We start from the raw sequence: 23,993 nt of genomic DNA on the forward strand, positions 1-23,993 counted from the left end.
TTTCCCCGCGATCTCCCGCCGCATCAGCCGAACGAATCGTGCAGGCGCCTCATCTCCTTCTCGAGCCACTCGATCAGGCTGAACGACGCATGCGCCTTCGCGGCCGGCGGGATCATCATCTTTTCCTCGGTCGCGATGTGTTCGTCAAGGGATTCGCACATCAACCGTCCGAGTTCGGGTTTCCTCGCGAGCAGCGGCGACAGGTCGCGGCTGCTCAACTGATAGGCCGTCACGGCCGTCACCGCGTAGACGCTCGCATGAAGTTGCGTGCCGGCCAGCACGACGGACTGGCCGATCGCGTCGCCGGGCACCATCCGCCTGACCTCGACGTCGCCTGTCGCGCCCGGCACGAACACCGACGCGACACCGGACCCGACGATCGTCAGCAGGCGCGTATCGGAATTCGACGCGTAGATCACCTCCCCTTTGTGAAATACGCGTGACGCCAGCGCATCGGCCAGCACCGCCAGATCCTCGTCGCCGAGTTGCCTGAATAGTTCGACCGCGCGCAGCAGCCGTTGACCGTGCGAAGCCGGTCGGTACGCCGCGGCCGTCCCGCCGAGCGGGCGCAGCGCGATGTCCGCGGCGGCGAGATGCCGGTGGGCCAGATCGTAGAGCCGGTTACGCACAGCCACTTTTTTTTGCAGCGCGTCGACGTAACAGACGAGTTCGTATTCGACGGAATTGGTCCTGAAGGCCTTGACGACCGAGATCGGCGCTGGACTGGCCAGCACGTCCAGCGAACTGGCCGCGGCGCGGTCGAGCGCATCGACGACGACGGCCGGCCGCACTGCCGGATCGATCTCGATCGTCAGCGTCACGCCGTGCACGCTCGCGGGTTCGCTCAGGTTGACGATCGTCGCCTTCGCCGCCGTGCTGTTCGGCACGACGACCAGGTTGCCGAGGCTGTCGATCAGCTTGGTCGCGCGCCAGTTGCTTTCGACTATCCGCCCTTCCAGCTCGCCGATGGCCACCGTATCGCCCAGGCGAAACGGCTGGGTGGTATTCAGCACGAGGCCCGAGAACACGTCGTTCAGCGTGTTCTGGACGGCCAGACCGAGGATCACGGCCACGGCGCCCGAGGTCGCGACCAGGCCGCTCAGCGGCAGGCCCAGTACGTAGCCCAGCGCGGCCACCGCGGCCGCACCGAACACGGCGCCCGCGGCGATGTCGTGAAACAACCGCTGGTTGCGCCACGCGCGCGGCAGCAGCAGATGATCGAGCATCAGGCTGAACACCAGCGCGCACTGCAGCCACCATGCGACGCCGATCGCCTGGATGGCCAGCCGATCGAGGCGGTCGGGCGACGGCGGAACCGCGAGCGGGCTCACGCCGGTGGCGAACAACACATAGGTCAACGCGGCGAACGACGCGCAGCGCCAGACCGCTTTCGTCGTCGAACGGCCAGGCCCGAGCACCCGCCATGCAACGAGGTCGGCAACGATGATCGGCGCGCCGTAAGCGACCGTGACGGACAGGTTCAGCATGCTGGAATGGGCCGCGTGCGCGCGTTGCGACTGGCGGGGAACCCGTGCGATCGCATGGCTCGCGCTACCCGATCCGGCGAGCGGCCGCCGGCAGCGAATCGTGGCGAGAAAGGTCGGACTGAAGAGGTTTCATGCGGTAGTCGTTCGATGACGCGCGAAGTCGCGGCGGCACGACATGTGCCGATCGCCGCCCCACGCCGGCATTCAATGGCGTCGGGATATCGATAAGCGGCGGTGCGAGCCGGTCTGCTGCCCGCACGCCCGCGAATCGCCGATGGTCTCCGTCCATGCAATGTAGACGCACCGGCCGGCCAAGTCCTGAGTTCAGGCTGAAACGTTCTGAATTCGCCTGCAGCGCGCGCCGTTACGGCTTACGCGCCGGCAACCCGGCCTCGTCCGCGTCGACCCCGAGCGCGTGCAGTTCGGGCCACGCGTCGTGCACGACCTGCGTCGGCCCCGACGTATGGGCGAGCGCGGCGGCATAGGCGGCCAGCAGGCGCACGCGCGCATCCTCGCGCGCCCGTGTCTCGTCCATATTGCGCATTGCATCGAGCGCCGCGCGCGCCCGTTCGCGACATTCGTCCACCAGCGACAGGTCGAACAGGCACGGAACCGCGACAGCAGCCAGCGCGATGCCGACGTCCGCATCGCCATTCGGCGAAAACGCCCAGTCGAGCGCCGCGCGCAGATTGCCGAGTTCGCGCCGGATCACGTCGAGCCGCGAGTCGGCCCGCGGCCCGTCGCCGCTGGGCGCAAGCCTGAACAACGTATGGAAGTAGTTCGCATGCGCGCGTGCCGCGGCCGCGCATTCGCCGTTGTTCTCGAGCTGCTGCAGCGCATAGGCGCGCGTCGTGGTCAGCAGCCGGTAGCGCGGTGCGCCGTGCGCGCTCTCGAGGCTCAACAGCGACTTCGAGACGAGGCCGGCGATCGTGTCGAGCAGGTCCGCATCGACGAGCCCCTTCGTTCCGACGATGTCCCGCACCGCATCGATCGAGAAGCTGTCACGGAACACGCCGAGCCACCGCAACAGCAGGCGCTCCGCGTCCCCGAGCAAGCGGTAGCTCCAGTCGTACATCGCCTGCAGCGTCTGATGACGCGGCAATGCCGTACGAAAACCGCCGGTCAGCAACCTGAAGTGGTCGTCGAGATGCGCGGCCAGCACATCGATGCCGAGCACGGCCGCGCGGGCCGCTGCCAGTTCGATGGCGAGCGGGAGACCGTCGAGACGACGGCACACCGACGCCATCAGCGCCACGCTGCGTTCGTCGAGCGGAAAGCGGGGATCGGCGGCACGCGCGCGCGCCGAGAACAGTTGCACCGCGCTGGCACTCAGGATCCCGGCATCGTCGGCGCCCTCGCGGGGCACATCGAGCGGCGGAATCGGACACAGCCGCTCGCCCTGGATACGCAGCGCCTCGCGGCTGGTCGCGAGGACGCACAGTCCTGTGTCCGACTCGGTCAGTGCAGTCGCGATCTGCGCGGCGGCATCGAGCAGATGTTCGCAATTGTCGAGCACCAGCAACATCCGGCGGTTCGCCACGCTGGCCAGCACCGCTTCGAGCGTCAGCGATCCGGCCGGCTGCACGATGCCGAATGCACCCGCCAGCGCGGCGGGCACGAATTGCGGACACGCAACCGTGGCCAGCGACACGAACGCGGCACCCTCCGGAAAGCTCGCCTCGGCCCGCATGGCCGCTTCGAGCGCGACGCGCGTCTTGCCGATGCCGCCCGCCCCGACCAGCGTCACGACGCGCGCGGTGTCGAGCGCCGCAAGAACGTCGGCGACGATCTGCTCGCGGCCGACGAGCGCGGTCGGCGCGGCGGTCAGCCGCGACGCCGCGGGACGCACGGCCGCCGCGCCTTCGGCCTTGGCGCCGACCAGCCGATAGCCGCGCCCCGGCACCGTGACGATCAGGTTCCGGTCGCCGGCCAGCGCCTTGCGCAACGCGGCGATATGCACCTGCAGGTTGTTTTCCTCCACGATCGTGTGCGGCCACACGCGCTGCATGATTTCGTCTTTCGATACCAACGCGCCGTTCGCCCGAATCAGGAGTTCGAGAATTTCGAATGCGCGACTGCCGATGCGCAGCAGCTTGCCGTTCGAGCGAATTTCACGTCTGTCGAGAAAAACGTGAAGTGTTCCAATCCGGATCATGGGAATTTTTAATCGATTGCATTCATTGATGCCCTGTCAGAAATGACACCGGTTTGACGGCAATGCTACGGCATTTGTCCGGTCAAATGATTCAAATAATCAGAACTCAAAGAGCAAATTTTTTGAATCGATGAAAACCACGATCGCCGCGACGTCGTGCCCCGCCCCGCCTGGCGCGTCACGGCGCACCGCGGCATCCTGCATTTTCAATGCGTGGAATAGCCGTTTACCCATGAATCTGTTTCGTAGGATAAAACGGTCGATTGGATGAATTTAATTTCGTAGCCTCGTTAATTGAAATGGCAGTTCGCATGGCTTGCGGCAAAAAGCGGTAACAACGACGTGCAAGGCGCGGCGAAACCGATTCCAGTCGTGACGGCCGGTCGGACTTTCCGTTCAGAACGATTCAGGCGCCGCTCAGGACATTCAGCGGCGCGACGCGCGACGATGGTTCCACGGCGCCAGCGTCGAGCGACTGCCGTCACGCCGCGAGGAACACGACCATGGGCAACCGTATCGCCGGCATCCGGATTCCCGACGGCCCGATCGCACGGGAGGCCGCCGCGGCCGTGCGCGCCGGCGAGCCGGAACTCCTGTTCCGGCACGCGATGCGCGTGTTCGCGTTCGCGTCGATCATTGGGCTGCGTCGCGGCATCGCATTCGACGCCGAGCTGCTGTACGTCGCCGCGCTGTTCCATGACTTCGGACTGACGGAGCGCTACCGGCATTCGCGCCGGCGCTTCGAAATCGACGGCGCGAATGCCGCGCACGCATTCCTCGGCGGATACGGCGTCGCCGTCGACGATGCGGCGGAGGTGTGGCGTGCGATCGCGCTGCACACGACCTTCGGCATTCATCCGTACATGACGCCGTTGACGGCGTTGCTCGGCGCAGGTATCGAGACGGATCTCTTTGCACGTCATTTCGACGAAGTGAGCCGATCCGAACGCGACGAGATCGTGAACGCGTGGCCGCGCGGCCCGTGTTTCAAGGAGCTGTTCCTCGAGGCGCTCGCCGCGGGCACCGCGCATCGCCCTGCCGCTGCGTTCGGCAACGTCGGCGCCGACGTGCTCGAGCGTTGCGATCCGGACTATCGTCGGACGAATTTCTGCGGTCTGGTGCTCGGGTCGAAATGGACGGAGTGAGCCGTCCGGTCGGCCGGGCCCGCTCCGCCACGTCGCGGCAGCAACCGCCGTCGAGTCATGCGCGGGCGAACGCCAGCAGTTCGTCGTTCAATCGTTGCGCGTGCGTCAGATACAGCGCGTGCGGGCCACCCTCGTAGACGCTCAGCGTCGCATGTGGCACGCGCTTCGCCGCAGCGGCGCCCGTGAGCGCGAGCGGCACCGTCTGGTCGTCGTCGCCGTGAATCACGAGCGTCGGCACGTCGAACTTGTCGAGATCCGCCCTGAAATCGGTTTTGGAAAACGCGCCGACGCAATCGAGTGTCCCCTTCAATCCGGCCTGCAGCGCCATGAACGACGTCCAGTCGAGCGCGGCGCGCGAGATCGCCGAAGCGGCCCGGTTCGAACCGGTGAACAGCGGCCAGAAGTGCTCGAAGAAGGCCGCGCGGTCGGCCACGATGCCCGCGCGAATACCGTCGAACACGGCCACGTCGACACCGTCCGGATGGTCGTCGCGCCGCGCGACCAGCGGCGTCACCGATCCGACCAGGACGGCCTTCGCGATGCGTCGCGTGCCGTGCCGGCCGATGTAGCGTGCCACTTCGCCGCCGCCCATCGAAAAGCCGACGAGCATCACGTCGCGCAGCCCGAGCGTCTCGATCAGCGTCGCGAGGTCGTCCGCCAGCGTATCGTAGTCGTAGCCCGTCCACGGCTGGCCGGACCGGCCGAAGCCGCGCCGGTCGTAGGCGATACAGCGAAAGCCGTTCGACGCGAGATGATGCATCTGGACGTCCCACATGTCCGCATTCAACGGCCAGCCGTGAATGAACACGACCGGTCGCCCTGCCCCCCAGTCCTTGTAGTGAATCGAAACGCCGTCGTGCGTCGTAAACGTGTTCATGCGGGTTCCTTCCTCAGCGGTGAAAAACTAGCGGCCGCCAGCCATGGCCGACGGACAGGTCATGAACGGGACAGCCTGGCGATGAACCGCTCCAGTTCGGACGCGAGGATCACCTCCCGGTAGTTCGCGGGGCGCTTCGCGCCGCGCCACTGCGGCTTGTAGATCGCATCGCCGGTATGAATCGTGATGCCGGTCAGCGCGCAGCGGCCGAGGGCGCGGGATTTTGCGCTGATCCAGCGCTGCTCGTCGTAGCGGCAGCGTGTCGGATCGCTCCACGACACCAGGACCGACGAATCGGTCTGCCGCTCGGCGGCGACGATCGCGCAACGGCGGCGCACGCCGCCGATGCACGCGGGCGGCGCGTCGTCACGATGGCGACGGCGCGCGGCGTCCGGGTCGCGAAGATGCGACGGCGCACAGCGGCTCGCGGCCGGCGACGGGTCGAGCAGCGTCATCACGTGTTCCCAACGATTGAATTCGTCCATGGCGGCGTACCCAGGCAAGTGGCAAAGGGCGCGGATGTATCGCACCCGCCCGCATTGCGGTCGTCATCCGCCGGCACGAACTGGCAAGACCCGCGACGGGATGACCTGATGCTGACGATAACGAGCCGCCGCTGAAGAGTCTTGATTCCGGGCTTAATTTTTCTGGCCGGTGCGTTCGCGCGGCGTGCGCCGCGACCCGCTTCATGAAAATTCAGCGCGATTTCAGTACAGGCCGCATGACCCCGCGATAGGCTCCTGTCGGCGTTCGTTCGCTGCCTTCGCGCGCCTGCCGGCCCGCGACCGCGAACGCACGCCGGCTGCCGGCGCGATTGCCGCATGCGGGCAGGTCCGCACCATCCATCCAACGCGGCATCGTTCCACCGCACGTTCAAGGAGTCCCAATGCGTCCAGCAGACATCGACGCCGTTCCCTCGGCGCGTCGCCGAGACATGCTGCTTGCCGGCGCGACCGCCGTTGCAGCCGCCGCGCTGCCGGCCGCCGCCGCAGCCGCCCCCAAACACGCCGCTTCCGCCCATCAAGGAGCCCATGCGATGAACACGATCACCACCAAAGACGGTACGCAGATTTACTACAAGGACTGGGGCAGCGGCCGCCCGGTCGTCTTCTCGCACGGCTGGCCGCTGTGCGCCGATGCGTGGGACCCGCAGATGCTGTTCCTCGTGCAGCACGGCTACCGCGTGATCGCGCACGACCGCCGCGGTCACGGCCGCTCGAGCCAGCCGTCGCAAGGCAACGACATGGACACGTATGCCGACGATCTGGCGGCGCTGATGAATGCGCTCGACCTGCGCGAAGCCACGCTCGTCGGCCATTCCACCGGCGGCGGCGAAGTCGCGCACTACATCGGGCGCCACGGCACGAAGCGCGTGTCGAAGGCCGTGCTGATCGGCGCCGTGCCGCCGCAGATGGTGAAATCGGCGTCCAATCCCGGCGGCCTGCCGATGGACGTATTCGACGGGATCCGCAAGAACGTCGCCGAGAACCGTTCGCAGTTCTACAAGGATCTCGCCGTGCCGTTCTTCGGCTTCAACCGTCCGGGTGCCAAGGTGTCGCAGGGCACGATCGACGCGTTCTGGGCGCAGGGCATGATGGGCGGCATCCATGGCCAGTATCTGTGCGTCAAGGAATTCTCCGAGGTCGACTACACCGAGGACCTGAAGAAGATCGACGTGCCGACGCTGATCCTGCACGGCGACGACGACCAGATCGTGCCGATCGACGATTCGGCCCGCCTGTCCGCGAAGATCGTGAAGCACGCGCAACTCAAGGTGATCCCCGGCGGAGCACACGGGATGTGCGTCGTCGAGGCCGACCGGATCAATGCCGAACTGCTCGCGTTCCTGAAGGCGTAAGCATCGCGGCAAGGCGCGCCCGGCCTTCAGGCTTTCAGGCCGGCGCGCCCTTCAGCACGTTTCAGGATTTTTCAGGTCGTCGCGATGCCGTTGCGGCGTACGCGATCGTCAGGATCGTCGACGCGCAAGATCCGCCGATCCGGCGTCGCACGCTCACGGCGCACGCGCCGGCCTGAGCAGCATGCCGATCAACACTCCCGCAACCGCGAAAGCCGTCGCGACACGGAAATTGTCGGCCAGTGCGAGCGTGGTTGCCTGGATGCGAACCGCCCGGTCGAGCAGCGCATAAGCCGCGTGGTCGCCGGTCGCGAAGGTCGCGCCGTGCGACACGAGCGACGCCGCGCCGGCCCGCAGTCGCTCCAGCGTTTGCGGATCCGACAGCGTGACATGCAGACCGACGAGATTCGAATGGGTAGCCTCCATGATGCGCTGGATCACCGCGATCGACGTCGTGCCGAGCTGCCCGCTCAGCAGGCGCGTCGTCTGCACGACGGCGCCGAACGTCAGTACATGCTCGGCCGTCGCGTGCTTGCCGAAAAAGAACACGACCGACGTGAGCGCCATCGTCTGCCCCAGCGCCTGCAGCAGTTGCGACGGGATGAAGTCGGGTTCGGCCCAGACGGGCGTGAGGCGCGCGCCGAGTGCGAACGCGACCGCCACCATCGCGAAGCCGGCCACGATCAGCCGGCGCGGATCGACGCGTTGCAGCAGCCACGCCACGCACGGCGCGAACAGCAGCTGCGGCATCGCGATCCAGCGCAGCGTATCGCCGATCTGCAGCGGGCGCAGCCCGTAGGTGCTCGCGAGAAACGCCGACGGAATGAAGCTCGTGTTGAGCACGGTAAAGCGCACGAGGCCGACGAGCAGGATCAGCAACGCGACGTTGGGCAGCGCGAGGTAGCCGAGATCGAGCCCGGCCCGTCGCGACGTCAGTTCGTGGATCAGGAACGCGGCCACCATCACGATGCCGATGCACAGCAGCGCGACGACCAGCGGCGACTGGAACCAGAACAGCCGCTCGCCCTGATCGAGCGCGATGCACAAACATGCGAACCCGCCGGCACCGAGCAGCATGCCGCGCGTATCGATACCGGACGCGATGCGCTTGATCGGCTCGGTGGACAGCGACAGCATCAGGCAGACGATGAACGGCACGGTCAGCAATGCGTTCTGCCAGAACAGCCAGCGCCAGCTCAGGTGTTCGCTGTACCACCCTTCGAGCGTCGCCGACAGGTTGAGCGACATCTCGAGGTTCATCGCATACGCGGCGATGCCGAACGGAATCAGTCGCGGCGGCAGCGTGCGGACGACGAACCCGACGGTCAGCGGCACGAACACGCCGGATGCGAAACCGGCCAGGCTCTGGAACATGATGAACGTACCGAAGTTCGTGCACAGCGGCAGCACGCTTTCGACTACGAGAAATACCGCGGCGCCCGCCAGCAGCACGCGGCGCGTGCCGAACACGAAGGCCGCTGCGATCGCGAGCGGCCCGACGAACATCTGCGACGCGATGAACGCGGTGTTGATCCACGCGCCCTCGTCGAACCCGACGCCGAGCGCACCACGTATGTCGGCGAGCCCGAGCGACGTGATGCGCGATGTCAGTGTCGAGATGATCGCGCCGAGCAGCACGGCGGCGATCGCGGCGATCGAACGAAACGTCGGTATGTCGGAGGCCGGCGCTGCGGCCGGCCCCAGTGTCGCGCCACCGGGGGCGAACGTGGTGTTCATCGTCGAGCGGCTCCCGCACAAAAAGCTCGCGCAAGCATAGCGCGATGTGAAGAATCCCGTCTGTTCCATGGAGTATCCCGATCGTGACCACGAACTCGCCGGACGTGCCGCCCACTTCCACCGCGCGCTCGCGCAAGTGGCCGGTCGTATCGATCGCCGGATGCGCGCTGTTGCTCGTCGCGCTGCTGGTCTACGAATTCGATGCGCATGACCGCGGCACCGACGACGCATACGTGACAGGCCACCTGCACGTGATCTCGCCACGCGTGGCCGGCACGGTCGAGCGCGTGCTGGTGAACGACAACCAGTTCGTGCACGCGGGCGACCCGCTCGTGCGGCTCGACCCGCGCGATTTCGACGTGCGCGTCGCGCTGCAGCGTGCCCGCGTCGCGCAGGCGCGCTCCGATGCGAGCCGCGCCAGGGCGCTGGTCGAGCAAGCCGAAGCGACGCTCGTGTCGGCGCATGCCGACGCCGAGAAGGCCGATCTCGACTACGAACGGGCACGCGAACTGACCCGCGAAACCCCGCGCGGATTGTCGCAGCAGGAGTTCGATGCCGCCAACGCGGCGCGCAAGTCCGCCCGCGCACGCATCGAGGCGGCCGACGCGCAGCGGCGCAGCGCGCAGGCCGCGCGGCAGGCTGCCGATGCCGTGTCGAACCAGAACGACGCCGAGTTGCGCGATGCGGAGCTCCAGCGCCAGTACACGACCGTCGTGGCGCCGTCGGACGGCTACGTCGGCAAGAAGACGGTCGAGACCGGCGAGCATGTCGCGCCCGGCCAGGCGCTGCTCACGGTCGTCGAACCGCACCCGTGGGTGGTCGCGAACTTCCGCGAAACCCAGCTCCGGCACGTCCGCGCCGGCGACGTCGTGCAGTTGCGCTTCGACGCGTTGCCGGACCGAACCTTCCGCGGGCACGTCGACAGCCTGTCGCCCGCGACCGGCGGGCAGTTTGCACTGTTACCGCCCGACAACGCGACCGGCAACTTCACGAAGGTCACGCAGCGGGTGCCCGTCAAGATTCTGCTGGACGGCCCGGCCTCGGCCGAACCGCGCATTCGGCCCGGCCTGTCGGTCGTCGTCACGCTGCAACGCACCCGCGAGCAGCCATGACCCGCATCGCCGCCCTGCTCGCTGCCGGCCTGCTGAGCGCGTGCACGATCGCGCCGCGGCCGCTCGCTCCCGTCGCGGTCGGAACCGACCGGTTCCGCCATGCGGATGTGCCCGACGAACCCGCACCGTCGCTCGTCGAATGGCCCGCATCGTTCGGCGCTCCGCCGCTCGTCGCACTCGTCGATGCCGCGCTCGCCGGCAACCACGACATCCGTGCCGCCGCGGCGCGCGTCGACCAGGCGCGGGCGCTGCTCGGCGTGCGCGAAGCCGCACTGGTGCCCACCGTCGGCGTCGATCCGTCGTTCAGCCGCTCGCGCGTATCCGGCACGGTCGACAACGCGTTGCCGAAACGCACGATGCACAACTGGTCGGTGCCGTTCAACGCCAGCTATGAAGTCGATCTGTGGGGCCGCCTGCGCGGCGATGCGGAGATCGGCCGGCAGAACGTGCTGCAGGCCGACGCGGATCGTGCGGCCGTTCGCTTGCGCGTCGCGACCGATGTCGCGAGCGACTACCTGACGCTCCATTTCGTCGAGCAGGATCTCGCGACGCTCGACCGCGCGATCGAGCTGCGACGCACCGCACTCGACGTGATCGCCGCGCGCGTGCGGGCCGGCGCGGCAAGCGATCTCGTCGCGCTGCGTGCGGCGGCCGATCTCGATACGGCTCGCGCCGATCTCGCGGACAGCCGGCTGCTGCGTGAAAACCTTGTCGACGCGCTCGCCGTGCTGACCGGGGTCTCGCCGACCGCATTCACGGTCGCGCCGACCGCGTCCGCCATGCGCGTGCCGGAGGTGCCGCCCGGCCTGCCGTCCGCGCTGCTCGCGCAACGGCCGGACGTCCATGCGGCGGCGCGCCGCGTCGACGCGGCGTCGCTCGAAATCGGCGTCGCCCGCACCGCGTGGCTTCCGACCTTGACGCTGACCGCCCAGGGCGGGTTCGCCAGCCGCGACCTCGGCACGTTTCTCGACCGCAACAGTTCGCTATGGGGCCTCGGCGCGAGCGTGGCCGAAACGGTGTTCGACGGCGGCAAGCGCGAGGCCGCGGTGGCCGCCGCAACGGCCGGCGCGGACCTCGCCGACGCGAACTATCGCGCGACCGCGCTGGGCGCGCTGCGTGAGGTTCAGGATGCGCTCAACGACATCGCCGCGCAGAAAGAGCGGATCGTGCGCTACGACAGCGCGGCGCGCGCCACCGAAGCGGCGGCGCGGTTGTCGCTGAGCCGTTACGGGCACGGCTACGTCAGTTATCTCGAGGTCATCGACGCGGACCGGGACGCACTGAATGCGCGGCGCCAGCTGATTCATAGCCGCCAGGCACTCGCGATCGCGACGGTCAATCTGGTGCGCGCGCTGGGCGGCGGGTGGACGCCGCCTGCGGCGACACCGACGAGCGACGCGAAACACGGTGATCGATTCTGAAAAACGCGCCCTCCGTCGCCGCTCGAACGGCCTCGCGCATCTTCATATCCATATTAAGCTTACCTAACGTTTTTTGCGTTGCCCGGTGCCGGCGTGCCGCATGGATTGGTCATGCCAGAATCCACCGAAGCGAGACCTGTCATGGATCGCCTGAGAACGGCGCGTTGAGCGCATCCCGCTGGGCGTATACGCGAGCCCGCGGCATCGCGCCGAAGCCGAAGCCGGCGCCGGCGCCGTTGCGTCGAACGCGCCGGCCCGCTCGCTCAGTCGCGCGCGCCGGCCGGGCGCACGTCCAGCGCTTCGGCTTGCCGCACGAGATCCGGCAGCGTGCGAACCTGCATCTTCTTCATCACCTGGGCCCGATGCACCTTCACCGTGATTTCCTGCAGGCCGAGATTCGCCGCGATCTGCTTGTTCATCAGGCCCGCGACCACCTGGCTCATCACTTCGCGTTCGCGCGGCGTCAACGACGCGTAGGCCTGGCGCACCGCGTCCAGCGCGCGCTCGCGCGCGAGGCGCTCGCCGTCGCGGGCCAGCGCATGGCCGACGGCATCGAGCATCGCTTCGTCGTCGAACGGCTTCGTCAGGAAGTCGAGCGCGCCGCCCTTCATCGCCTTGACCGTCGTGGCCACGTCGCCGTAACCGGTCATGAACAGGATCGGCACGTTCAGGCCCGCACGCACCGCTTCCTCCTGAACGGCCAGCCCGCTCTCGTCGACAAGACGCACGTCGAGAATCAGGCAGCTCGGCACGTCGGGCCGCTCGAACGCAAGAAACGCCCGCGACGACGCGAACGTTTCGACGCGAAAACCCGCCGAACGCAACAGCGAGCTCAACGCGCGCCGCAGCGTTTCGTCGTCGTCGACCACATAGACGATCGGGGCGGAACCGCCCCCGCCCCGGTTGCCGGTCGACGTCATATCCGGCGTGCTCGCCATTGCATTCCCTGTGTACGCATCCGCTTCATTATCGAATGATAAACTATGAAAAAGCCGAGCGGAACCGCCACGCCTCACGCGGCGCGGCCGGTCGACGGGCCGCCGCTCACGCGGGAGGCGCGCCGGATGCGACCTGATCGATCAGATTGAGCATATCGTCCGATGGAAACGGCTTGCGCAGGAACGCGACCGCGCCTTGCGCGAGCGCGCGGCGCACCGACTCGTCGTCGCCGTGCGCCGACATCAAGATGACCGGAAGCGTCGCCTTGCGCTGAACCAGCAGGCGTTGAACGTCGAGACCGCTCATACCCTTCATCTTCAGATCGACCAGCACGCAAGCCGCGCCGTCCAGCGGGCCGGCCGCGAGGAATTCCTCGCCCGACGCGAACGGCAGTGCGGTATGGCCAGCCGATTTCAGCAAGCTGGCAAGACTCTTACGGACCGACGCATCGTCATCGATGATGCAAACAATGGCCATGAAATGAGAACCTGAGAATTTTGTCAATCCAGAACATCGCGACGCGGCTTGCGCCGCATCGACAGGCGTCACCGCCGCGCGCGACGCCCGCGCACCCCGTGTGTCATGCCCACGGTGCTGCCACCAGCAGCGGTTGCGCGGGCGCTGCCGGCGTCGGCGGCAGTATATCCGCGCGTTCCTCGCCGACGAAGGACGCACACCGGGCATGGACGCGGCCGGCTTCGCCCGACTCCGCCAGCTTCTCGAGCGCATACGCGCGCACGACCTCGAGCAGCGAATAGCGCTTCGAGAGCCCGACCGAATGAACGACCAGCAGCGATTTCGATGCAAGACTGGCCAGGCAGTCGAGCACCCGGGCCGCGCCCAGTTCGTCGCAGGCTGCCAGCGCGCACGCCGCATCGAGCCGGAACGCATCCGGAAACACCGCGATGCGGCACAGCACGGTGCGCTCCGCATCGTCGAGCAGCCGATAGCTCCATTCGATGGTGGCCCTGAGGGTCTGCTGGCGCGGATGGGCCGTACGCAGGCCGCCGGACAACGACAGGACGGACTTGTCGAGATCGGCTGCCAGCCCCTGGATCCCGAGCAACGCGACCCGGGCCGCGCCGAGCTCGAGCGCGAGCGGCAGGCCGCTCAGGCGGCGGCAGATGGTCGCGATCGCGTCCAGCGTCTTCGTGTCCGCCGGAATGTCGGTGCCCATCGCGCGAGCCCGCGCCAGAAACATGCGGACGGCGCCGCACGCGACGATCTCGCCGTCGTTCGCGCCGGCCGGCGGCGCCGGCAGCGGGCCGACGCGATAGACGCGTTCGCCCGCGACACGCAAGGGTTCGCGGCTGGTCACGACGAGTGTCGCGCCGGCATTCGCCTCCGCGATCGCTTCGCAGAGGTCCGCCAGATCGTCGACGTGCTGCTCGGCATTGTCGAGCACCAGCATGACACGCTGCTCGCCGATCGCACGCACGACATCGGCAGGTTCGGCGGCGGGGCTGCCCGGCAGGTCAAGCGCGTCCAGCACCGCCGACGCCAGCGTCGCGTCGCCCTGCCAGCCGGCGAGATCGATCCGGACCATCTCGATGCCGCGCACCGCCGACCAGGCCATGGCGACATCCAGCGCGAGATGCGTCTTGCCGACGCCGCCGGGGCCGACCAGCGTGACGAGCGCCTCTCGCTCGAGCAGCGCGTGCAGCTCGGCCGCTTCCTGCTCCCGGCCGATCAGCGGACATTTGCGCGGCACCGCGCCCGCACGGACGCCGCCTGCCGGCTCGAACCCGGTCGGCTGGCGCTCGGCGCGGTCCAGGTCGGCCGGCGGAGCGAGCCGATAGCCGCGGCCCGATTCGGTCCGTATCCACCCGTGCTTGCCGCCGAACAGCTTGCGCAGCGTCGAGATGTGCACCTGGATGTTGTTCTCGACCACGATCGTGTTCGGCCACACGGCTTGCATGATCTCGTCCTTCGACACGAGCCTGCCGGCCGCCTTCACCAGCAGCTCGAGAATCTCGAATGCCCGGGCGCCGATATACCGGGGCTGCCCGTCGACGCAGACTTCGCGGCACTCAAGGGAAACCGTCACCCGCCCGAACGTGTACATGATCCGCACTCGCTTATGCTGCTCCGCACCTTGCGCCGCCTCGCGAGGCGACACCCTCTGTTCCGCCCGCCCGGTCGCATCGATGCGTGTCGGAAGGCCTGAACCCATGGTATGGCGCGACAGGCGCGCCGACCATTATCTATAGGTTTAGTCGGGTACCGTCCTGCCCGGTCGTCGGGAACGGCGTGTGCCGGGGTACTGCAAATTTCTTCAGGCTGGCGGACAATGCACGGCGCCGCCCAGACGCGCGCAACCCAGCCCGGCCGCCCCCGTTTTACGCGCCGGTTTCGCCCTGCTCCACCCAGCCTGCCCCACCGTGAACCAACCCTTGCGCGCCCCGGACGACACGAAGCGAATGGATGCCGACTGGCTGGCGCGTGCGCGCCTGTCGAATGCGGTCCGCGCGGGCGACGTGCTGTGGTTCGACCTGACCGACGCCGAAACGGGGCACGTGTGGTCCGCGTGCCAGACCCGGTGGGAATCCGACCAGCGCTGCCGGCAATTCGAGCGCGAATACGCATTGAACGAAGCGCTGGAACCGGCGTGGGCGCTCATGCCGGTTGCGCTGATCCGCGCCGCGGACGGCCCGGTGCTCGTCTATCCTCGCCCGGACGTGCGTGGGTTCGACACGCTGGCGGACGGGCGGCTGCCGCTCGACGCCTTCCTCGACGCGGCGATCCAGGCCGTGCGCGCGCTCGGGGAGCTTCATCGGCGCGGCTGGCTGCATGGCGATCTGCAACCGGCCAGTTTCGTCATCGCGCCGGACGGCACGGTCATGCTCCGCTCGTTCGCCCATGCGTGGGACCGCCGGACGGAAAGAGCCGCGGCGGGCACGATGCGCACGGAATTCGCCGCCTACGCGGCGCCCGAAGTATCGGAAGGCGCATGCGTCGACGAGCGCTCCGACCTGTACGCGTTCGGCATCACGCTGTTCCGCCTGCTGACGGGCGCGATGCCTTACAAGGCCACGTCGACGCCCGAATGGGTCCACGCGCACGTCGCGATGCAGCCGTCGCCGGCCACGACCTTTCGCGACGACCTGCCTGCGATCCTGAACGACCTGATCCTGAAACTGATCGCCAAGGAGCCCGCCGAACGCTACCCGTCCAGCGAAGCGGTGCAGCACGATCTCGAACGTATCCGGCGCGACTGGCTGGCGGCAGGCCGCGTCGAGCCGTTCGCGCTCGGCGGCAGCGATCCGCTCGCCGGGTTGCACGCGCCCGACCTGCTGGTCGGCCGTGAAGCCGAGTCCCGCCGGCTCGAGGCGGTGCTGGCGGCCGTATCGCAAACCGGCGAGACGGCCATCGTGCTGATCGACGGGCCGGCCGGCGTCGGCAAGACCGCGCTGGCCGAGCACTTCATGCACCATGCGCGGGCGGCGTCGCGCACGGCCTGGTGCACGTCGGCGAAGGTCGATCAGTTCCAGCCCGCGCGGCCCTACGCGCCCATGCTGCAGGCCTTGCGCGCGCTGTTCGGCAGCGCGCTGGCCAGACGCGACGACGAAATCGCGGCGATTGCCGCGCGGCTGCGCGACTGCGTGGGCCGTCAGGCCAACCTGCTGTCAGGCATCTTCCCGGAGATCGCGTGGTTGCTCGATGTCGAGCCCGTCGCGTTCGACCATACCGATGCGATTCCGGAATTTCATCTATGCCAGATCGTCGTGAATGCGTTCCGTGCGTTCGCGGCGCCGGCCGAACCGCTCGTCATGGCGCTGGACGACATCCAATGGGCCGACGACGCGACGCTCGCGTTTCTCGCGTCGATCGCAGTCGATCCGCCGGCCAATATCTGCGTCGTTGCCGGTTATCGAAGCGGGCCGCAGCACGACCACCCGCCGGCGTTCCGCCGCTTCCTGCGGCAGCTCGACCCCACCCGCGTGTCGGCCCTGACGCTGGCGCCGCTCGACGCACCCGACGTCACACGCATGCTGGCCGGCCTGCTCGGCGAGGCACCGGACCGGCTGTCCGGGCTCGGCGACATCGTTCACCGCAGGACGGGCGGCAATCCGTTCTACATCCAGCAGTTGCTGCGCACGCTGATCGACGAGCGGCTCCTCGGCTACGACCCGGTGCGACAAACATGGCAATGGGATGCGGCCGACATCGACGGGCGCCGCCCGACCGAGAATGTCGTGAGCCTGCTCGCGATCCGGATGCAGCGGCTGCCGCATGAATCGAGAACGCTGCTGTCGCTGCTGGCCTGTATCGGCACCGATGCCGACGACGCGCTGTTGTGCGCCGCCGCCGGCAAGACGTGGGCCGAACTCCGCTTCTGGCTGGACCCCGCGCGCCAGGCGGGCCTCGTGTCGCTCTCCGGCAACCGCTGGCGCTTCGTTCACGACCGCATCCTCGAGGCCGTCAACGCGGTCACCGGGCGGGCGGAGCGCGCGCTGTGCCATGCCCGGATCGCCGCCGCGATGCTCCGGCGCGCGGACGCGCAGTCGACCGAATCCCGGCTGGAACTCGCCGCCCAGATCGAGCAGGCGAAAAGCGCACCGCTCGACGACGCGCTCGCGCTCGCATTCGTGGATGCGCTGGTCGCGGCGGCCGAGGCCGCCGCGATCGTCGCCGCGCGCGATCGCGCGTTGTCGTTTCTCGCGACCGCGCAATCACTGCTCGGCCCTCACGCATGGTCGCAGCACTACGGTCTCGCGAGCCGGATCGGCATCCTGCGCAGCGGCCTGCTGCTCGCGACCGGCGAAACCGCGCAGGCATCCGACGCGATCGACGAGCTCATGGCGCGGACGCGCACGCCGGCCGATCGCGCCGAGGCGCACCGGCTGAAGGCCGCGCAGCTCACGGTGGAGTCGCACTACCGGCAGGCCGTCGACGTCGCGCTGGCCGGGCTGGCGCTGCTCGGCGTGGAACTGCCGGCCGAGCCGGCCGAAGCCGATCTCGCGGCGGCCTGCGACGCCGTGCGGGAAGCCCTCGACGGCCGCGCCATCCGCGACCTCGTCGATCTGCCCGTGACGACCGACACGCACGTCGAAGCCACGATGGCGCTGCTGACCGCGCTCGAAGCCGCGATGTTCTATCCGAGCGGCGGGCTGATGCTGCTGCATTTCGCGACGATGGTCCGGCTGACCCTGCGTCACGGCGTCACCGCCGCATCGGTGCAAGGGCTCGCGTGGTACGGCGTCAGCATTGCCGAGCATCACGACGCGTATGAGGACGGCCTCGAATTCGCGAAGGTCGCGCTCGCGCTGGTCGATCGCCACGGCTTCGAGCGCTACCGCTCCGCGACGCTGATCGCGCTCGACCAGGTGAGCGTCTGGACCCAACCGCTGTCGTACGCGCTCGACCGCGCGCGCGAAGCGAAAGCGGCGGGCAATGCGAGCGCCGAGCTGCGCTGGATGTGCTACAGCTGCAACCACATCGTCAGCGATCTGCTGTCGATGGGCGAAGCACTGCCGACGATCCGCCACGAAATCGATCCGCTGCTGCAGATCGCACGCGGTGCACGCTACGACGACATCGTCGACCTCGTTTCAACGCAGTCGGAATTCGTCGACGCGCTGCAGCTCGGCTACGACCGGTCGATCGGCACCTGGCGCCGCCGTGCATCGACGAAGACGCCGATGTCGGTGCTGCAGTTCTGGACCGACGTGCTCGCCGGCCAGGCGGCGTTCATCTTCGGCGACGCGGACGCGGCGCGCGCGTCGCTCGATGCGGCCGCATCGAGCGCGTGGTCGACACCCGCGCACATCATGCTGTCCGACTTCCACCTGTTCGGCGTGCTGGCCGGCATCGCGAGCGACCGCGGCGCCACGCCGCCCGAGCGGCTGCTCGAACGCCATGCGCCGCAGCGCGCCCGCTTCGCGGCGTGGAGCGAACGCAATCCGGGCACGTTCCGCAACAAGCTCGCGTTGGTCGATGCCGAGTTCGCGCGCGTGCGCGGCGAACATATCGTCGCGATGCAGCAGTACGAGGTCTCGGCCAGCCTCGCGGCGGAACGCGGTTTCGTGCACGAACAGGCGCTCGCGCACGAACTGGCCGCGCATCACGCCACGTCGCTCGGGCTCGCCGGCCCCGCCCGCCATCAGTTGCGGCTCGCCCATGCGTGCTACCGGCGCTGGGGCGCGGCCGGCAAGACGCAGGCACTGGAAGCGCAGCATCCGTTCCTCGTGATGGACCCGTCGCCGGGCGGCCCGGCCATGCCCGCGCGCGAAGATCTCGATTTCTCGCTCGCGATGCGCGCGGCCCATTCGCTGTCCGAGGAAATCGTGCTGGAGCGCCTGATCCAGACGCTGATGCGCAACATGATCGTGTATGCCGGCGCGCGTTATGGCCTGCTGCTGCTCGCCCGGCACGACCGGCTGACGATCGAGGCCGCCGCGCGGACCGTCGGCAGCGACGTGATCGTCGATATTGCCCGCAGCGAACCCACCGAGCAGGATGTCCCGCTGTCGATCCTGAACACCGTCGCCCGGACCCGCAAGCCGGTCGTGCTTGCGAACGCGCAGCGCGAAGGCGTTCCCGACCATGCCGACAGCCTGCGCGCGCACCCGACACGCTCGCTGTTCTGCCTGCCGCTGTTGAAGCAGGGTGCGCTGATCGGCGTGCTGTATCTCGAGAATGCATTGTCCAACGGCGTGTTTTCGCCGCGGCGCATCGCGATGCTGGAAGTGCTCGCGCCGCAGGCGGCCAATGCGCTCGAATCCGCGCGGCTCTACGCGGAACTGATCGACGAAAACACGCGCCGGCTCGAGACCGAGGCCGCGCTGCGGCATGCACGGACCGAGCTCGCGCGCACCGCGCACATGACGGTGATGGGAGAACTGGCCGCGTCGATCGCGCACGAGATCAATCAGCCGCTGACGAGCATCGTGTCGAGCGTCGGCGCGTGCATACGCTGGCTGCGCGGCGCGCAACCGGATCTCGGCGAAGCGCTCGCGAGCCTCGAAGACATCCGTGCGTCCGGCGTGCGTGCGGCCGACATCGTCCGCGCGTTGCGATCGCTCGCACGCCAGGCACCGCCCGCGCTGGCGCCGCTCGCGATCGACGACCTGATTCGCGACATGCTGCATCTCACCGCAACCGAAATCGACGCGAAACAGGTCGCGCTGCGCGTCGACCTGCATTGCAGCGACATCCGCGTGATGGCGGATCGCACGCAGATCCAGCAGGTGATCCTGAACCTGGTCACCAACGCGCTCGACGCGATGGACGGACTGGCCACGTCGCGCGAACTCGAGATCGCGTCGCATGTCGGCGACGATTACGCGGTCGTCTCCATTGCCGACCGCGGCGCCGGCATCGATGCCGACATCGCGAACCGGATCTTCGATCCCTTCTTCACGACGAAATCGCACGGCATGGGGATGGGCCTGGCGATCTGCCGCTCGATCGTCGAAGCGCATGGCGGCACGCTCGAAGCCATGCCGCGCGACGAGGGCGGCACCGTGCTGACGTTCCGGCTGCCGATTTCGACGATGCGCTGACGCATGGGCCGAGCACGCGGCGCAACCGGCGCCGCGCGGCTCAGGCTCAGGTGCCGCTCGGCCGATGCGCGTCTTCGCCGAGGAACCGGTGCACGAACGTCACGGCCATCGCCCCTTCGCCGACCGCCGACGCCACCCGCTTGACCGAACCCGACCGGACGTCGCCCGCCGCGAACGAGCCGGGCACGCTCGTTTCCAGATAGTAGGGCCGGCGCTCGAGCGGCCACACGCGCTCGAATGCCGGGCAGTCGTACAGATCGCTGCCCGTCACCAGGTAGCCGCCCGGATTGCGAATGATGTTCGTATCCCGGGCCCATTCGGTGTTCGGCGCACCGCCGATGCAGACGAACAGGTGCGTGGCCGGCAGCACGTCGCGCGCACCGTCTTCCGAACGCAGCACGATCGCTTCGAGCCGGCCGTCGCCGTGCAGCGCGTCGACGGTCGAGCCGTACCGCACCGTCACGTTCGGCGTGTGCTCGATCCGGTCGATCAGGTAGCGCGACAGCGTCGCCGCCAGCGACGCGCCCCTGACGATCATCGTGACTTCGCGCGCATGCCGCGCGAAGTTCATCGCGGCCTGGCCCGCCGAATTGCCGCCGCCGACGATGAACACGTGCTTGCCCTCGCACATCGGCGCTTCGCTCGATCCCGCGCCGTAGAACAGGCCGGCGTTGAGAAACTTCTGTTCGTCGGGCAGGCCGAGACTGCGGTATTCGATCCCGGTCGCGCAGATGTTCGAGCGCGCGGTAAGGATCGAGCCGTCGGCCAGGTCGACGCGAATCTTGCCGTCGACGAACGTCGCGTGCACGCCCTCGCGCATCATCAGCAGCTCGACGCCGAACTTGACCGCTTGCTGGCGCGCGCGTTCGGCCAGCTCGGCGCCCGGAATGCCCTCCGGGAACCCCATGTAGTTCTCGATCAGCGAACTCGTTCCCGCCTGCCCGCCGATCGCATCGCGTTCGATCACGATGGCGCGCAACCCTTCCGACGCCGCGTAGACGGCCGCCGACAGGCCGGCCGGACCGGCGCCATAAATCGATACGTCGTACTCGATGAAGCGCGGCCGGGCGACCCAGCCGAGCTTGGCGGCAATCTCCGGCAGCGTCGGCTGGTAGATGCGCGAGCCGTCCGGGAAGATGACGACCGGCAGCCGGATGTCGCGCAGCGGCGCGATACCCAGCTCGCGCGCGCAATCGGTGTCGGACGTCAGCTCGCACCATTCGTACTCGATCACGCCGCGCTTCAGGAAGTCGCGGATTGCATAGGCCTCCTTGCTGTGAGGCAAGCCGATTACCTTGACATGCTGCGACTGGGTCATGAGCGCCTCCCGGTGACCGTCGTGTCGGATCTCGCCCGGATCTCGCGCCGGGCGCACTTGCGACTGTACGTCCGCCCGCGGCCCGGGTTGACATGCTTCATAAGAATTAAGGTCCGCTCGCGACACGACCGTCCACAATGAACCGTATCCAACCCCGCTTGCAGCTTCGCGCCGGCCGCACTGCAAGCGTTATCCGGCGCCGGCATCGGAGCGGAAGATGGCCACGACCTGCACCCATCTCGGCGAAGCACGCATCCTGACCACCGACAAGGACTACTGCGAGGAATGCGTGAAGTCCGGCAGCCAGTGGGTGCATTTGCGCCTGTGCCTGACATGCGGGCACGTCGGCTGTTGCGACTCGTCGCCGAATCGCCACGCCAGCCGGCATTTCCACGAAACGACTCACCCACTGGCGCGTTCGATCGAACCCGGCGAGCGCTGGGTCTGGTGCTATGCGGACGACGTGATGGCCGGCGAGATCGCGTCGTAACGCGCCGCGCGTCGGGATCCGGCGCCCGCGCGCGCCCGTGTCCCACGACGGGCTGCCCGTCGCCCCCACCTGTCGACATCGATCCGGCACCTTTCCGGGCCGAGGGTTAACACCGTTCGATCGCGGCTTTGTCATGCCGATCTTTTCGACTATAGTTTATCGAACGATAACTTATCTATCGATAAACAAGGAGTCTCCCATGCCAGTCTCCAGACTCGCGCACTACTCGATCCGCACGCTCGATCTCGAGAAATCGTGCCGCTTCTACGAACGTGTGCTCGGTTTCAAGCGCGGCTACCGGCCGCCGTTCGACTTTCCCGGCGCGTGGCTCTACAAGGGCGGCGACGAATCCGATTACGGAACGGTCCACATCATCGGCGTCGATCCGGCGAACCCCGACGGGCTCGCGGCCTATCTCGGCGACAAGGATCTGCCCGCAACGGGCACCGGAACCGTCGACCACATCGCATTCCTCGCGACCGGCGTCGAAGCGATGTGGAACACGCTGCGCGCGGAAGGCATCGCGTGGCGCGACCGCACGGTGCCGAGCCTCGGGCTGCATCAGGTCTTCATCGAGGATCCGTCCGGCGTGACGATCGAACTCAACTACCCCGCCGCCGAGGTCGCGGGCCTGGAACTTCCCGCCGCCGCCTCGGCCGGCCATACCCACGGAGACTGAAATGAACAACAGCACTTCGACGAACCGCAAGGCCGCCATCATCGGCGGCTCGCTGGGCGGCCTGTTCGCCGCGAATCTCCTGCTGCGCAACGGCTGGGACGTGGACGTGTTCGAACGCGTGCCCGAGGCGCTTGCGGGCCGCGGCGCCGGCATCGTCACGCACCCGGAACTGTTCGACGCGATGCTCGCCGCGGGCGTGCGCATCGACGAATCGATCGGCGTGACGGTCGAATCGCGCATCACGCTGGCCAGGGACGGCAGCGTGGCGTCGGAACGCGGGCTGCCGCAGACGCTCACCGCGTGGAGCAAGATGTACCACGTGCTGCGCGCGGCACTGCCCGACCAGCATTACCACTCGGGCGCCGTCGTCGCCGATGTCGCGGACGGAGCGGAGCGCGCATCGGTCACGCTGTCCGACGGCTCGGTCGTGCACGCCGATCTCGTCATTGCGGCCGACGGATTCCGCTCCGCGATCCGCGAGAAACTCCTGCCGGATGCGCAGTTGGAGTACGCGGGCTACGTCGCCTGGCGCGGGCTGGTCGACGAAGCCGGCCTGTCGGACGCCACCCACGCGACGCTGTTCGGAAAATTCGCGTTCGGCCTGCCGCCGCACGAGCAGATCCTCGGTTATCCGGTCGCCGGCCAGGGCAACAGCACGAAGCCGGGCGAGCGCCGCTACAACTTCGTCTGGTATCGCGCGACCCGCGAAGACACCGACCTGCCGAACCTGCTGACCGACGAGACCGGCAAGCTGTGGGCGGGCGGCATTCCGCCGACGCTGATCCGGCGCGAAGTTCTCGACGACATGGAAAACGCGGCTCACGCGCTGCTTGCGCCGCAGTTCGCCGAGGTCGTGGCGCGTGCCACGCAGCCGCTGTTCCAGCCGATTTACGACCTCGAAGTGCCGAACATGGCGTTCGGCCGGATCGCGCTGCTCGGCGACGCCGCGTTCGTCGCGCGGCCGCATTGCGGGATGGGCGTCACGAAAGCCGCCGGCGATGCGCTCGCGCTCGTCACCGCACTCGCCACGCGCACCGACACGCTCGACGCACTGTGCGAATACAGCGAAACGCGCACGGCCTTCGGCGCCGCGATCGTGCAGCACGCGCGCCACCTCGGCGCCTACATGCAGGCGCAACTGAAAAACGACACCGAGCGCGCCATGGCCGAGCGCTATCGAACGCCGGAAGTCGTGATGCGGGAAACCGCCGTTCCGCCGCATTTCTGAGCGCGGGCGGGCGCCGCGTACGAGACGCGCGGCGCCCGCTGCCCG

The 23,993-nt window shown here is 68.1% G+C and carries 18 protein-coding genes; 8 read left to right on the forward strand and 10 right to left on the reverse strand.

Annotated features, from left to right (window positions below; all coding sequences use genetic code 11):
• Positions 1-23 precede the first annotated feature (23 nt).
• From OEJ37_RS00280 to OEJ37_RS00290, 3 genes are all read right to left on the reverse strand, one after another.
• Positions 24-1,487: a mechanosensitive ion channel family protein gene (locus OEJ37_RS00280; RefSeq protein WP_263342788.1), complete on the reverse strand. Its 1,464-nt coding sequence runs from the start codon at positions 1,485-1,487 to the stop codon at positions 24-26.
• Positions 1,488-1,851: 364 nt separating this feature from the next.
• A complete protein-coding gene (locus tag OEJ37_RS00285; RefSeq protein WP_263342789.1) occupies positions 1,852-3,642 on the reverse strand; it encodes a helix-turn-helix transcriptional regulator in 1,791 nt (596 codons plus the stop codon).
• Positions 3,643-3,741: 99 nt separating this feature from the next.
• A complete protein-coding gene (locus OEJ37_RS00290; protein WP_263342791.1) occupies positions 3,742-3,876 on the reverse strand; it encodes a hypothetical protein in 135 nt (44 codons plus the stop codon).
• Positions 3,877-4,145: 269 nt separating this feature from the next.
• On the opposite strand from OEJ37_RS00290, the gene OEJ37_RS00295 reads away from it, so the two are divergent.
• Positions 4,146-4,787, forward strand: coding sequence for an HD domain-containing protein (locus OEJ37_RS00295; RefSeq protein WP_174419844.1), 642 nt, complete (start codon positions 4,146-4,148; stop codon positions 4,785-4,787).
• A 55-nt stretch (positions 4,788-4,842) separates the two neighbouring features.
• Here OEJ37_RS00295 and OEJ37_RS00300 read toward each other — a convergent pair whose 3' ends face one another.
• Positions 4,843-5,664 carry an alpha/beta fold hydrolase gene (locus OEJ37_RS00300; RefSeq protein ID WP_263342793.1) on the reverse strand — a complete coding sequence of 274 codons (822 nt, stop codon included), beginning with the start codon at positions 5,662-5,664 and terminating at the stop codon, positions 4,843-4,845.
• A gap of 59 nt (positions 5,665-5,723) precedes the next feature.
• Complete coding sequence (locus OEJ37_RS00305) at positions 5,724-6,149, reverse strand: DUF3331 domain-containing protein (protein WP_174419846.1); 426 nt, start codon at positions 6,147-6,149, stop codon at positions 5,724-5,726.
• Between the two features lie 551 nt (positions 6,150-6,700).
• Between OEJ37_RS00305 and OEJ37_RS00310 the strand changes: the two genes are divergently transcribed.
• A complete protein-coding gene (locus OEJ37_RS00310; protein WP_263342794.1) occupies positions 6,701-7,522 on the forward strand; it encodes an alpha/beta fold hydrolase in 822 nt (273 codons plus the stop codon).
• Between the two features lie 153 nt (positions 7,523-7,675).
• Here the strand turns inward: OEJ37_RS00310 and OEJ37_RS00315 are convergent, their stop codons facing one another.
• Positions 7,676-9,256 (reverse strand): MFS transporter, encoded by a 1,581-nt coding sequence (locus OEJ37_RS00315; RefSeq protein WP_175919612.1) that lies wholly within the window; start codon positions 9,254-9,256, stop codon positions 7,676-7,678.
• 83 nt (positions 9,257-9,339) lie between these two features.
• Here OEJ37_RS00315 and OEJ37_RS00320 point away from each other — a divergent pair, with 83 nt between their 5' ends.
• On the forward strand, positions 9,340-10,368 hold the full coding sequence (locus OEJ37_RS00320) for an HlyD family secretion protein (protein WP_263342795.1): 1,029 nt from the start codon (positions 9,340-9,342) through the stop codon (positions 10,366-10,368).
• On the forward strand, positions 10,365-11,789 hold the full coding sequence (locus OEJ37_RS00325) for an efflux transporter outer membrane subunit (RefSeq protein WP_263342796.1): 1,425 nt from the start codon (positions 10,365-10,367) through the stop codon (positions 11,787-11,789). The genes OEJ37_RS00320 and OEJ37_RS00325 overlap by 4 nt, the downstream gene beginning before the upstream one ends.
• Positions 11,790-12,052: 263 nt before the next feature.
• On the opposite strand, the gene OEJ37_RS00330 is transcribed toward OEJ37_RS00325, so the two are convergent.
• From OEJ37_RS00330 to OEJ37_RS00340, 3 genes are all read right to left on the reverse strand, one after another.
• The gene (locus OEJ37_RS00330) at positions 12,053-12,709 is read right to left on the reverse strand and encodes a response regulator transcription factor (protein ID WP_263342797.1); all 657 of its coding nucleotides are present in this window, start codon (positions 12,707-12,709) and stop codon (positions 12,053-12,055) included.
• Between the two features lie 124 nt (positions 12,710-12,833).
• A complete protein-coding gene (locus tag OEJ37_RS00335) occupies positions 12,834-13,277 on the reverse strand; it encodes a response regulator transcription factor (protein WP_244130771.1) in 444 nt (147 codons plus the stop codon).
• A gap of 31 nt (positions 13,278-13,308) precedes the next feature.
• Positions 13,309-14,793 carry a winged helix-turn-helix domain-containing protein gene (locus OEJ37_RS00340; protein ID WP_263342799.1) on the reverse strand — a complete coding sequence of 495 codons (1,485 nt, stop codon included), beginning with the start codon at positions 14,791-14,793 and terminating at the stop codon, positions 13,309-13,311.
• 355 nt (positions 14,794-15,148) lie between these two features.
• On the opposite strand from OEJ37_RS00340, the gene OEJ37_RS00345 reads away from it, so the two are divergent.
• Positions 15,149-20,233: an AAA family ATPase gene (locus tag OEJ37_RS00345; RefSeq protein ID WP_263342800.1), complete on the forward strand. Its 5,085-nt coding sequence runs from the start codon at positions 15,149-15,151 to the stop codon at positions 20,231-20,233.
• A gap of 46 nt (positions 20,234-20,279) precedes the next feature.
• On the opposite strand, the gene OEJ37_RS00350 is transcribed toward OEJ37_RS00345, so the two are convergent.
• The gene (locus OEJ37_RS00350; protein WP_263342801.1) at positions 20,280-21,551 is read right to left on the reverse strand and encodes an NAD(P)/FAD-dependent oxidoreductase; all 1,272 of its coding nucleotides are present in this window, start codon (positions 21,549-21,551) and stop codon (positions 20,280-20,282) included.
• Between the two features lie 217 nt (positions 21,552-21,768).
• On the opposite strand from OEJ37_RS00350, the gene OEJ37_RS00355 reads away from it, so the two are divergent.
• The 3 genes from OEJ37_RS00355 to OEJ37_RS00365 all read left to right on the forward strand — a co-directional run bounded on the left by OEJ37_RS00355 (position 21,769) and on the right by OEJ37_RS00365 (position 23,948).
• The gene (locus tag OEJ37_RS00355; protein ID WP_174419855.1) at positions 21,769-22,041 is read left to right on the forward strand and encodes a ubiquitin carboxyl-terminal hydrolase 14; all 273 of its coding nucleotides are present in this window, start codon (positions 21,769-21,771) and stop codon (positions 22,039-22,041) included.
• Positions 22,042-22,240: 199 nt separating this feature from the next.
• Positions 22,241-22,720, forward strand: coding sequence for a VOC family protein (locus OEJ37_RS00360; RefSeq protein ID WP_174419856.1), 480 nt, complete (start codon positions 22,241-22,243; stop codon positions 22,718-22,720).
• Between the two features lies 1 nt (position 22,721).
• Positions 22,722-23,948: an FAD binding domain-containing protein gene (locus tag OEJ37_RS00365; protein ID WP_263342802.1), complete on the forward strand. Its 1,227-nt coding sequence runs from the start codon at positions 22,722-22,724 to the stop codon at positions 23,946-23,948.
• Positions 23,949-23,993 lie beyond the last annotated feature (45 nt).

Source organism: Burkholderia sp. BKH01 (assembly GCF_025685725.1).
Taxonomy (GTDB): domain Bacteria; phylum Pseudomonadota; class Gammaproteobacteria; order Burkholderiales; family Burkholderiaceae; genus Burkholderia; species Burkholderia pyrrocinia_C.

Coding starts and splice junctions, on each gene's coding strand:
- OEJ37_RS00300 (WP_263342793.1), bottom strand. CDS start 5,664: ATGAACACGTTTACGACGCACGACGGCGTTTCGATTCACTACAAGGAC.
- OEJ37_RS00285 (WP_263342789.1), bottom strand. CDS start 3,642: ATGATCCGGATTGGAACACTTCACGTTTTTCTCGACAGACGTGAAATT.
- OEJ37_RS00305 (WP_174419846.1), bottom strand. CDS start 6,149: ATGGACGAATTCAATCGTTGGGAACACGTGATGACGCTGCTCGACCCG.
- OEJ37_RS00310 (WP_263342794.1), top strand. CDS start 6,701: ATGAACACGATCACCACCAAAGACGGTACGCAGATTTACTACAAGGAC.
- OEJ37_RS00325 (WP_263342796.1), top strand. CDS start 10,365: ATGACCCGCATCGCCGCCCTGCTCGCTGCCGGCCTGCTGAGCGCGTGC.
- OEJ37_RS00295 (WP_174419844.1), top strand. CDS start 4,146: ATGGGCAACCGTATCGCCGGCATCCGGATTCCCGACGGCCCGATCGCA.
- OEJ37_RS00345 (WP_263342800.1), top strand. CDS start 15,149: ATGGATGCCGACTGGCTGGCGCGTGCGCGCCTGTCGAATGCGGTCCGC.
- OEJ37_RS00315 (WP_175919612.1), bottom strand. CDS start 9,256: ATGAACACCACGTTCGCCCCCGGTGGCGCGACACTGGGGCCGGCCGCA.
- OEJ37_RS00350 (WP_263342801.1), bottom strand. CDS start 21,551: ATGACCCAGTCGCAGCATGTCAAGGTAATCGGCTTGCCTCACAGCAAG.
- OEJ37_RS00360 (WP_174419856.1), top strand. CDS start 22,241: ATGCCAGTCTCCAGACTCGCGCACTACTCGATCCGCACGCTCGATCTC.
- OEJ37_RS00355 (WP_174419855.1), top strand. CDS start 21,769: ATGGCCACGACCTGCACCCATCTCGGCGAAGCACGCATCCTGACCACC.
- OEJ37_RS00365 (WP_263342802.1), top strand. CDS start 22,722: ATGAACAACAGCACTTCGACGAACCGCAAGGCCGCCATCATCGGCGGC.
- OEJ37_RS00330 (WP_263342797.1), bottom strand. CDS start 12,709: ATGACGTCGACCGGCAACCGGGGCGGGGGCGGTTCCGCCCCGATCGTC.
- OEJ37_RS00290 (WP_263342791.1), bottom strand. CDS start 3,876: ATGGGTAAACGGCTATTCCACGCATTGAAAATGCAGGATGCCGCGGTG.
- OEJ37_RS00280 (WP_263342788.1), bottom strand. CDS start 1,487: ATGCTGAACCTGTCCGTCACGGTCGCTTACGGCGCGCCGATCATCGTT.
- OEJ37_RS00340 (WP_263342799.1), bottom strand. CDS start 14,793: ATGTACACGTTCGGGCGGGTGACGGTTTCCCTTGAGTGCCGCGAAGTC.